The organism is Colwellia echini (assembly GCF_002843355.2).
In the GTDB taxonomy this organism is placed as follows: Bacteria; Pseudomonadota; Gammaproteobacteria; order Enterobacterales; family Alteromonadaceae; genus Colwellia; species Colwellia echini.
Genome location: NZ_PJAI02000001.1, coordinates 423,686 through 435,266 on the forward strand (window position 1 = coordinate 423,686; position 11,581 = coordinate 435,266).

The 11,581-nt window shown below is 38.1% G+C and carries 6 protein-coding genes; 4 read left to right on the forward strand and 2 right to left on the reverse strand.

What is annotated here, in order from left to right:
• Positions 1-371 precede the first annotated feature (371 nt).
• Both folE2 and CWS31_RS01635 read right to left on the reverse strand, forming a co-directional pair.
• Entirely contained in the window at positions 372-1,298 is a 927-nt protein-coding gene (folE2, locus tag CWS31_RS01630; RefSeq protein WP_101343361.1) for a GTP cyclohydrolase FolE2, read from the reverse strand.
• A 624-nt stretch (positions 1,299-1,922) separates the two neighbouring features.
• Positions 1,923-3,116 carry a hypothetical protein gene (locus CWS31_RS01635; protein WP_101343362.1) on the reverse strand — a complete coding sequence of 398 codons (1,194 nt, stop codon included), beginning with the start codon at positions 3,114-3,116 and terminating at the stop codon, positions 1,923-1,925.
• 192 nt (positions 3,117-3,308) lie between these two features.
• On the opposite strand from CWS31_RS01635, the gene CWS31_RS01640 reads away from it, so the two are divergent.
• From CWS31_RS01640 to CWS31_RS01655, 4 genes are all read left to right on the forward strand, one after another.
• On the forward strand, positions 3,309-4,433 hold the full coding sequence (locus tag CWS31_RS01640) for a sensor histidine kinase (protein ID WP_246143273.1): 1,125 nt from the start codon (positions 3,309-3,311) through the stop codon (positions 4,431-4,433).
• A 59-nt stretch (positions 4,434-4,492) separates the two neighbouring features.
• Positions 4,493-5,335, forward strand: a complete 843-nt coding sequence (locus CWS31_RS01645) for a LytR/AlgR family response regulator transcription factor (protein ID WP_101343363.1) — start codon at positions 4,493-4,495, stop codon at positions 5,333-5,335.
• A gap of 364 nt (positions 5,336-5,699) precedes the next feature.
• Entirely contained in the window at positions 5,700-8,300 is a 2,601-nt protein-coding gene (locus CWS31_RS01650; protein WP_101343364.1) for a glycoside hydrolase family 16 protein, read from the forward strand.
• A 106-nt stretch (positions 8,301-8,406) separates the two neighbouring features.
• Positions 8,407-11,442 (forward strand): TonB-dependent receptor, encoded by a 3,036-nt coding sequence (locus CWS31_RS01655; protein WP_101343365.1) that lies wholly within the window; start codon positions 8,407-8,409, stop codon positions 11,440-11,442.
• The last annotated feature ends 139 nt before the right edge of the window (positions 11,443-11,581 follow it).

The following is an 11,581-nucleotide window of genomic DNA, read 5'->3' on the forward strand; positions in this document are numbered from 1 at the left end:
TAGTTAAATTGACGGAATGATTAACAGTAACTAGAAATTAACTAAAGGTCAATAAAAATAGAGTTATTGCTCATTATTTGTTTATAATTTTTTCGTGATGAATATGATGAAAAACCGTAGTATTGTCGCTAACTTCCAAGAACTTAGCTTGGTCTTAGATGTTATAGACTTAATCTTTTTAGCTAATTGTTTGATATATAATAAGTGAACTGACTAATTGTTCGAGTGGATAAGTAAAACCTTATAAATGAAAAAAATTCAACCATGAATAAATATTCTTAACTTATACAAAAAAAATCATAAAGAAAGGCATAAAAAAAGCCAATAGTGAATGACTATTGGCTTTTCAATTACACTTGTTATTTAGCTATTTAAGGCTGATAACCACCAGCAACACCCTTAGTTGTTACACTAACTGCATCGTGTGCATGTAATGATTCAAGGTGGTTAATACGCAACCAAAAATCATCAAAATGATTTGCTTGGTTCATGCTGTGTTGTAAACGGCGTGCGGCATCCTCACAAAACATTAAGTTTTGACCGTTAAGGCGAGCAAACTCTTGTTCATCTTCACGTTTTACGGCTGCTTGCACAGGAGTTTTTAACGAGTCTTCAATTAAATCAACTAACTCTGTTATTGGAAAGTCATTAACACTAGAGTTTAGTTTAACTTTTAATTCAGCAACTGAGCGTTGAGAATGAGGTGTAGCTACAACACCGTCAGTTGTACCAAGCCAGTCATGTACGTCAGTAAGTGATAATTCACTTTGCTGTGAAAACTTATCATTGAACGCTTGTTGAATTAATTGTCTTGCTAGCGCAGCAGAGCACGGACACGTTGATGAATAACGAACATCAACAGCTAACTCTATAGTTAACTCACCTTTATTGATTGAGCCAGTAATGGTAACTGGATATGATTTCCAGCCTTCTTTACCGCTAATTAGCGATTTTCTACGTAAATGATATTCAAAGTTGAACTCAACTTTAGCTTGGTCGCTCAAGTCTTGATGGCTGCTAATAAAGCCATCAAGTAATGTAACAATGCTATCGTAATTAAGTACGCCACTCGTTGATAAATCATCGATAAGTAAGTAAAGACGAGACATATGAATGCCTTTAGCTTTGGCTTCTTTTAAGTTTACAAAAGCATCAACATGAGCAGATACCATGCGCTCAGTTTGCCCTTTTGAAGCAACCATCATTGGCATTTCAATGTTACTCATGCCAACCCAGTCAAGTGTGCCTTCGGTTTGCGCTGTTGTATGGTTAGCGATATCTGGCATTGATGTCGTCATTTCGACTCCACTTTTAAAACGATTATAGTATTAACTACTTCCCATATAATTTTAAAATAAATACTGGGAGCAGGTCTAAGGGCGCATATTCTAGCCTATTTTTTAATGGTAAGCATTAGTGTTGTTGCTCTATCGCTAAAAAAGATACTTTATCTAATTTGAACTCGTTTTAAGATGTTTTTTAATTAATTGAAATACATAACCTGAGTTCGGGATAATGAAATTGTAAAGTATAACAATATCAACTATTTGTATTCACGTATCTACAATAGTTTTAATTATTCGTAGTACAAGGCGGGAAAGCGAAGCCAATAACGGGTTATTGGGAGCTATCAAAACGCAGTAATACGGATAATTAAGGCTGTTGTAGCATTTTGCTTATCCCGAACTCAGGTTACATAATAATATTATTTGAATTAATGCTATATATTGATAATTTTCTACACTTAAAGAGCATTTCGCGTCAATAGCAGGTCATTGACGCGAAATGTAACTATGAAGTTAGGAGTATTTAAATTAGGAATATTGGGCTTCCCCCATTTTGATTGTCAGGTAATATTTCAATCATGACACCTAAATGCCATGTGGGAGAGGCCATCAGTACTGGTTAAGCAAGCGTTTAAGTTACTGGTAACTATATCCATCGCCCATTGTTTTTTCTCTAAAAGGACTAAAAAATATCACTGTTTTTTCAACATTTGAGTAAACATCTAATGTGGTAGGGGGTTGTATCGGTGTTCTTGTTTTTCGTGAGCTCGCAATGGCGCTTCCTCGTATAGCGTTAGCTTCTTGTTCTATTTCCGCTAAAGAATAAAAAATAGTTTTTGGTAAGGGCTTTGACTTAATTAAAAAATCTAAATAGAGTTTTTTCCCGTTAGCAAAAGTAGCACTAACAGTACTGGTTTGCTCTATCACTTGGTCGCGAACTGCTAGCTCTGATATGCCAGATAATTGCACTGATTGTAAAGTATTGCCTCGAGTGGTTAAATTGAAGAACCAGTCAAAATTTTCTTGAATAATAAAATCCCAAGCTCTTTCTTGCGCCAGTTGACTTTGTTGATCGTCATAACGCTCTTTGGCGATTGGTGTCCAAACTGTAGGCTCTTGGATTACAGGATAGGTTTTAGTCACTAAAAAGCCATCTTGTTGATTAGCATACTCAATAGCGGCTTTAAGCTTTTGCGGAAGTGTGGTCGATATTTCACTAAATTTCGCCTCAAAAAGAGTTATTGCTGTGGTTAAATAAACTTGGTTGGCGTTATACACCGCTTTATTTTTACTATCATGTTGTGCGGTTGTTCTTGGGTCTACGTAAACTCCTTCTGCAAAAGCAGGTTTACCAAACATCGCCAGTTGTTTCATGGTTGCATCCCACTCAGGATCTTGAGGCGATATGGTAAATTTACTTAAATTCTTTATAAGTTTAGGTGGCAATCCTTGCATAGGGCCAACAATACAAACCTCTTTTACCATGTTGTCTTTATTTGTATTGTCATTGGTTAGTAGGCCTCTGAACAAAAGTTGTTGTGGGTTTTGTCCTTCAATGGCTTTAAAGGTGTAGGTAAAGTTGCCGTAAGCACTACTAAAATAGTATGTACCTTGTTCAATATGCTCGGTATTAGTGTATATGTAGCTATTTTTTAAGGCGTTAAGATTATCTAAATTAGGAGCACAAAAAATGCTGTGCACATTAATTTTTGATTCGCGGTCTAAGTAAATGTCGTTATAGCCTTCGATCGTTGCTAGTAATGGCAAAGAAAAGCCAATTAAGCTTAGTCTCAATATGGTGTGACATACTGTTTTGATTAATTTCCTCATTATTTATTCCTTTTATTCGCTTAAGGTCTGTTGATCTTTCGACTATGCTAATGGTTATAACAATATTACGAGGTTAACTGTTTATTGCAAGTTAACTTACATTAAGCACGCTTTGTCGCAAATATTGAATTATTATCGAGTTTTATTATAACGTTACTATAGCGAATAAATTAACAACAGTGCCTGTCAAATATGATGAATGTAAATAACCAGTTAAGTGAATACAGTGATGAAAGTTTAGCTATTGCCTCACAAGCTGTTTCACAGCAAAAACAACAATTTTGGACGCTGCAAATTGCGGGTTGGTCTGGTTACGCCTTGTTAGTCTTTTTAGCCATTATTCGTCCTCAAATGGACAATGTTAACTTTAGCCTTTCAGCACAGATTTATAACCTCATTATTGAAACCATGAGTGGTTTTTTATTATCGTATTTACAATGGTTTTTTATTGGCAGAATAGTTCACTTGCCATTGAATAAATTATTGTTTTTTAGTTTTAGCTTCGCGGCTTTACTAGGCGTGATTTACAATATAATTAAATTAAGTTTCTTTAAAGTTATTGTTTATCATCAGCACTGGAATGAAGGCTGGGACATGTTGGAGTTTGGTGGTTGGTTGATGTTTTCGTTAACCACTATGTTTGCTTGGACATCTATCTTCTTTATCATGCTGTACAATACCAAATTGCAAAAAGAGCATGAAAGACTGTTAACAGCACAAACCTTAGTAAAAGATGCACAATTGCAAATGCTCAGATATCAATTAAATCCGCATTTTATGTTTAATACCATGAATGCTATTTCAACGTTAATTTTAAAAAATGAAAATGATAAAGCGAATGAAATGCTCGACAAGCTTTGTGATTTTTTTCGCTACACCTTAGATTTTAAACCTAAAAGTAAAACCACGTTAAAGAAAGAACTTGAACTGCTCAGGCTTTATTTGTCTATCGAAAAAGTACGTTTTGGCGACCGTCTTACTATCGAGTTTGATATTAATGAAGCCGCGCTTAAATGCCAAGTACCGAATATGCTATTACAACCTTTAGTTGAAAATGCCATAAAATATGCTATTGAACCGCGTAAACGTGGTGGAAAAATTACCATTAAAGCTACATGCGTTAATCATAAATTGAACTTGCAAGTATTAGACGATGGTCATGGTAATAATGCCAAAGCCCAGCAAGGTTTTGGCATTGGCATAAGTAATAGTAAAGCGCGATTAGATGCTATGTTTAATGGTGATTATGAAGTTCATTTATTATCCCGCTTTGAAGAAGGCGTTACCGTTGAAGTGATTATGCCCAAAGTAATTTAATCATATACCTGTAATTACTTTGTAAGAGTAATTATCGGTATGACAAAGAAGTATTAACTATGACGAGAAAACAATTAACAGCCATCATCGTTGATGATGAACCACTGGCGCTAGAAGGACTTAAGTTACGCCTTGCCAAAATACCTGAAATCACCATTATTGGTGAAGCGTGCGATGGCGATGATGCCATTCAGCTATGCCAAGAACTCACGCCAGATGTGTTATTTCTAGATCTTCAACTACCTGGTTTAAATGGTATTGAAGTAGTGCAAGCATTGCAGTCAGATACGCTACCAATGATAGTTTTTGTTAGTGCTTATGGAGAGTTTGCTCTTGATGCTTTTGAACTCAACGCGATTGACTATGTTCTTAAACCGGCAAACCTTGGTCGTTTAAAGAAAACCGTTGAGCGTATTTTTGAGCGTTGTGCTCCTGAAAACATAGACCAAGAGCAAGCTAAAGAAAAATATAAGCTACTTAAGGCGTTGGGTGATAGCTCTGGCATTGCCATTTCAGAGTTAGAAAACTGGTTGGGATCAGACAAACCATTGCCTAGTGCGTTTTGCCAAGAATTAGTGATTAAAAATAGTGATCACGAGAAGTTATTTTTACCCGTTACCGACATTCGTTGGATTGATGCTGCGGGTGATTACATGTGTGTACACACGGATACCGACACCCATATTTTACGGGTAACCATGAAAAAGTTGGAAAGCCAGTTAGACGAAAGGGTATTTAAACGAATTCACAAATCAACTTTGGTGAACATAAATTGTATTAAAAGTATTAAATCACTCAAAAACAGTGAAAGCAGCCTAGAACTAGGTGGCGATGTTCATTTAAAAGTTAGCCGAAACTACAGCTCCGCAATTCAAGAATTAATAGAATCTAAAAAGCTTTAATTAAATTTAAAGTTAAAGCTCTATTTTTAAAGGCTTAAATTGAAGTTAAAGCTCTAATTTAAAAAAGTATTTCATCGTATTTTTTACTCCTCTTATCGTGTTATTTGTGTAAAAACCAGTAACACCCTGTTTACCTCTCCTGATACCGCATATCAATTGTAACGATTTATTATTTGACCCACTATCTTTAAGGGGAATAGATATAGATCCCTTTTAAAACTTTACATTTAGTACTTTGTTTTAAAAGCGTCATGTACCTATTTATATAACAAACACGTCGTTAATTTCATAATTGAAATAACAAATAAAATCAAAAATAACAACGTGATACAACAATAATAGTCAGGTATTTGGAACACAAATTATGATGACATTTAAAAAGAAAATAACGCACGTTTTTGCCTTGGCGACAGTATCCACCTTGATAGGGTGTGGTGGTGCAGAGACAAAAACGGATACGAGTGGCTTTGACGTAACACAGCCAGTTTCCGATTGGAAGTTAGTGTGGAGCGATGAGTTTGATGGCAACGCTATTAATACTAATCATTGGACACACGAAGTAAATTGTACTGGTGGTGGCAATAACGAAAGACAATGTTACACCGAAGATCCAAGTAACTCATTTGTGAGTGACGGTACGTTAAAACTTGTCGCTTTACCTGCTGAAGAGGGCGCAGAGCAACCTTATACATCAGCACGTATGGTCAGTAAAAATAAAGCTGATTTTAAATATGGCCGTTTTGAAATTAAAGCCAAAATGCCATTCGGACAAGGTAGTTTTCCCGCTTTTTGGATGATGCCTACTGATGAAGTCTACGGCGGTTGGCCGCATTCAGGTGAAATAGATATTCTTGAAACCGTTAATTTAAAAACAGTGAATGAAGACGGTGTTGTAGAAAACAACGTTCATGGCACATTACATTACGGTAAAAGTTGGCCCGCTAACGACTATTCAGGTGCTGCTTATAGCTTACCCGATGGCATTAGCCCAGCGGATGATTTCCATGTTTATGCTATAGAGTGGCAAGAAGGTGAAATTCGTTGGTATGTTGATGGCTACTTATATGCAACACAACGTGCCTCTGAACTAAAAACTAAAGCTGATGGCGAAATTACAGGTTTGAATCATAGAGGTTGGTACTCAGAGTATTTTGATGCGACCTCAGGTGAATTGACAACGTACTGGGATAACTCTCCGTTTGATCAACAGTTTTTCATGATCTTAAATAATGCTGTGGGTGGCGACTGGGCCGAAAACACCAATGACTTAGGTGTAGACGCGGCAGCTTTTACTGATGGTCAAACCTTTGAAATTGATTACATTCGTGTTTATCAATGTACTCAAAATACTAATACTGGCAAAGGCTGTGAAACAGTTCGCGCAGCGTATGCTCAAGAAGCTAGTGAAGAGGTGCCTAACGGCGCTTTAATACTTGGTAAAGCACCTAACCCTCCTGTAGCCGCAATTCCTGTTGCACCTGGTGCTGTTTTTGACGTATTCAGTGATGCAGATACCGATTTTGTAGTAGGGCATTATGCTGCTAGTGGTGAGATTGTCATCGAAGAGCTTGATATTGGAGGTGACCACGGAGCCGTAAAACAGTTCACCTTTAACACTGATGAAGCACTTGGTTATTTTCAACTTGCTCCGGGCAATGTACAAGACTTTAGAGGTTACGCCACACTTGAGTTTGATATTTTTGTGGTGAACGATAACGGCGCTGATGGTTTTGTTGTCAAAATGGATTGTGTACATCCATGTAGTTCGGGCGATTACGCTATCGATAAACCTGCACAAGGCGTATGGACATCTTACAGCATACTGTTATCAGACTTGGTAGCTAACAACGGTTCTACTTTAGATATATCTAATGTAAATACACCGTTAGCATTCTTCCCAACTTGGGGAAATCAATCTGGCTTTGTTGCTCAAATAGATAACGTTCGCATTGTTGCCGCAGGTGATAGTAATGGTAGTACTAAAGTGGTTGCTAACTTTTATGACGATACGGTTATTGGCGACATCATCTTTAATAGCTATAACCCAGACGGTTTTGTTACTGCAACTGAAATTGCTGAAGGTGACCGCGGCAATGTGATTGAAGTGGTTAAAACAGGTGATACGGGTAATTGGTATCTTGATAGTTCCGCTGCACCACTTGATATCAGCGGTTATGAAGCGGGTAGTGAATTAGTCTTCGATATGTTTGTTGTTAGTGCAGATGTAGGCGTTGAACTGTATATCAAATTAGACAGTGGTTGGCCTAATGTAAGCGATATCATTGTTGATTCCTCAACGTTAGGTGAATGGCAGGAAGTTAGAATAAATTTACAAACCTTACTTGATGACGACAATGCTTTTTCAGCAGGTAGTTTTGCGGACGATACGAGTATCATTAACCCATTTGTTATGGAGCCTACAGGTGTTATGACCGTTAAGTTCGATAATATTCGTTATGAATCACCAGATAATAGTGGCCAACAAATCATTATGTATGATGACAATGTAACTGGCGACATCGTCTTTAATAGCTATAACCCTGACGGCTTTGTTACATCAAGTGAAATTGCTGAGGTTGACCGTGGCAATGTAGTTGAAGTAGTTAAAACCGGCGGGACAGGTAACTGGTACCTTGATAGTTCAGCGGCTCCATTTGATATCAGCGGTTATAGCGCTAACAGTGAATTAGTCTTCGATATGTATGTCGTGAGTGCTGATGCAGGCGTTGAACTGTATATCAAACTAGACAGCGGTTGGCCTAATGTAAGCGATGTTGTTATTGATTCATCAACCTTAGGTGAATGGCAAGAAGTCAGAATTAATTTGCAAACCTTACTTGCTGACGACAATGCATTTTCAGCAGGTAATTTTGCTGACGCTACGAATATTATTAACCCATTTGTTATGGAGCCTACAGGGGTTATGACCGTTAAGTTCGATAACATTCGTTATGTGAACAAATAACTCAGTTAAGTCCTAAGTGTGTTGGGTGCGTTAGCGCCCGTTTTTCAGCTGTATATGTATTCAACTTTCTATGCAGCGACAACATAAAATAAATGGTAGGTCAGTTATGAAAACAACTAATTTTAAAAAAACAAAAATCGCGGCGTCAATCGCCATGCTGGTAGGTAGCAGCTTTGCTTTACCGGCTTTTGCTGAAGAAGCAACAGCGCCAGAACAAGTAATCATAGCAGCAGAGCAAGCTAAAGCTGACGAGTCAGTAAATGTCAATCAAATAGTTAAAGGTGATGCAGATCTTGAAGTAATAGAAATAACGGGTATTAAAGGTAGTTTAATCCGAGCAATGAATATCAAAAGAGATATGTCAGGGGTAGTTGACGCTATTTCATCCGAAGAAATGGGTAAATTTCCTGACACCAACTTAGCTGAATCATTACAACGAATTACTGGTGTAACGGTAAGTCGAAGTAATGGTGAAGGTAGCCAAATAACGGTACGTGGTTTTGGTCCGTCTTTTAACTTAGTTACCTTAAATGGCCGACAAATGCCAGGCACGGGTAATAGTCGCTCGTATAACTTTGAAAATTTATCGTCAGATGGTGTTGCAGCACTAGAGGTTTATAAAACCGCGCGTGCAGCAAACCCAACAGGTGGGTTAGGTGCTACAGTTAACATTTTAACGACTAAACCATTTGCTAGCCCTGGCGAAAAATTCTCAATATCAGCTAAGGCAATATACGACACATCGAATGAGGAAGGCGATAACGTAACGCCTGAATTTTCTGCTGGCTATAGCAATACTTTTGCCGATGAAAGTTTTGGTTTTGCTTTTTCGGTTAATCATCAAGAGCGCGACTTTCAACAACAAAGTGCGAGTGTGCAAGGTTGGCAAGCTAATGTTGCTTTACCGACTAATTTAGACCCAGCGAACGTAATTGATCCACGCGCGATTGATGATGAAGGCAACCGTATTGGTAATCATTTCTTCCCGCGTGACCTTAACTATAACATTAATAATTTTCAGCGTGAGCGTACCAATGGCCATGCCATTATTCAATATGCGCCAGTAGAAGAGTTTATTATTTCAGTTGATTACACCGGAACCAAAGCAACAACAGGTGAAAACTCTATTGGTTGGGGGATGTGGAATAGTTATGGCGGTAATATTAACGGTTATGAGTTAGATGATAACGGTACGGCTATTTACACTGACATCAGTGGCGATGACGGATCTTATAGTGCAACCCGAGCAACGACCGAAGTTAAAGAGCAATCGGTAGGTATTAATTTTGATTGGCAGGCTACAGATAATTTAATGCTCGTCCTTGATTATCATAACTCAAGTGCAGAAACCGATAATGGTGCAGATGAAGGGCTAGGCAGTAGAGGTACACTTATTTTTGGATCTGCAGATTTAAATAACAAAATATACGATTACCGCACCGGTGATGTGCCTAGTGGCGAGATATTATGGAACAACGGTACTAATGAATTGGCGACAAGTGATATAGACTCGCATTTTAGTCAGTTTCTTCATAATCCGGGTAAATCTGAAATTGAACAAGTACAGCTTGATGTGGTTTGGGAAAACACCACCTTTGATATTGGCCTAGTTGATATAAAAATGGGTCTTGCTCACACTAAACAAAAAATGTCTGGTTCAAATGCTTGGAGTGGCTTAATCGGTGGCTTTGGTTTTGGCACTGATTACACGGCAATGTTGCCTGATGGTAGTTTTACGCGTAATGACACAGGTAACTTTTTAGATGCGATCGACGGTGGTGGTAGTGATTTAAATCCAAATTATTACTACACCTTTGATTTTGAAGAATTAGTTGCGCGATCTGAAGCGTTTTTAACCAATGAAGAGTTGGGCGGCGAAGATTATTTTGCTCCATCAGCATATCACCCTATGGGCACGCTTTCAGATGGTTCAGTAGAAGAAGAAACCAGTAGTATTTATATTGATACCGCATGGGAATTTGACATTGCTAATCTTCCATTTCAGTTAAATGTAGGTGGGCGTTATGAGCAAACCGATGTTACAAGTAGTGTAATGCAGCCTGTACCAACTGAAGTTTGGTGGAAAGGTGGTAGTGAGTGGCATACTCAATACTTACCTGGAGAAAACAACTTTTTAACCTTAGAAGGGGAGCACGATGTATTTCTTCCTATGATCGATTTAAGAGCGGACTTCACTGATGATCTCGTTGGTCGTATTTCTTGGGGGAAAACTATTTCTCGCGCACCTTTAGGTGATCTTGCTGGTGGCCGAACTTTATCGGGTAGTCCTAAAGTTGGTTCGCGTACCGGTAGTGAAGGTAACACGAACTTACAGCCATTCGAATCAACAAACTTTGATTTAAGTCTTGAGTATTACTTTGCTGAAGGGAGTTATGCGTCAGTTGGTTATTTCCAAAAAGACGTTGATCAATTTATAGGTTCGCAAGTCACTGAAACAACCATTGATGGTTTCTATGATATTTATCAAGGACCTCGTTGGGAGCAAGCGGTAAGTGATGTTGAATCGAGAGGTGAGCAAGCAACAGACGTAGCTATTTTTGCTCAAATGCAGGCCAATGGCTCAGCACTTAATGACCAAGGTTACATAGTGCCTGCGTCAGGCGACCCGTTAATGAATTGGGATATTACTCGACCATTTAATGCGCCAGATACTAAAACAGTGCAAGGTGTTGAATTAGCGTTTCAAACGTTATTTGGTGAAACCGGTTTTGGTTTAGGTGTAAACGGTACAATTATTGAGGGTGATGTTGAATTTGACGTAGAAGACCTAGAGACGGCACAAACACCTTTAAATGGTTTAAGTAATTCAGCTAACTTCCAAGCTTTTTATGAAAAGCATGGCCTGTCGGTAAAAATCATGTATGCATGGCGTGATTCATATCTTATTGGTGTTGGTCAAGACCAAGGCTCATCAGATAATCCACCACAGTTTGCAAAAGAATACGGTCAATGGGATATGAGTATTAATTACGACATAACTGATCGTTTTACTGTGTCGCTAGAAGGCGTGAACTTGAACAATGAAACTGAACAAGGCTACGGTCGTTACGAAGAGCAGTTCTTATTTGCTCGTGAGTACGGACCTCGTTTTGCTTTAGGCATTAGTTATGGTTTTCAGTAAAACCTGCTAACCAGTGCTGCTTTTAGGACCCTAATGTGCGGCATAGTTAAAATGAAAGTGGCTTGAATAAGGATATTCTTGCCACTTTACACTGACAACAATTAAATCTTTGTATTCTAAGTATATATTTATAGGAATT

Excerpts from the sequence above, each read along its gene's own strand:
- CWS31_RS01640 (WP_246143273.1), top strand. The coding sequence starts at position 3,309 with ATGATGAATGTAAATAACCAGTTAAGTGAATACAGTGATGAAAGTTTA.
- CWS31_RS01650 (WP_101343364.1), top strand. The coding sequence starts at position 5,700 with ATGATGACATTTAAAAAGAAAATAACGCACGTTTTTGCCTTGGCGACA.
- folE2 (WP_101343361.1), bottom strand. The coding sequence starts at position 1,298 with ATGACGACATCAATGCCAGATATCGCTAACCATACAACAGCGCAAACC.
- CWS31_RS01655 (WP_101343365.1), top strand. The coding sequence starts at position 8,407 with ATGAAAACAACTAATTTTAAAAAAACAAAAATCGCGGCGTCAATCGCC.
- CWS31_RS01635 (WP_101343362.1), bottom strand. The coding sequence starts at position 3,116 with ATGAGGAAATTAATCAAAACAGTATGTCACACCATATTGAGACTAAGC.
- CWS31_RS01645 (WP_101343363.1), top strand. The coding sequence starts at position 4,493 with ATGACGAGAAAACAATTAACAGCCATCATCGTTGATGATGAACCACTG.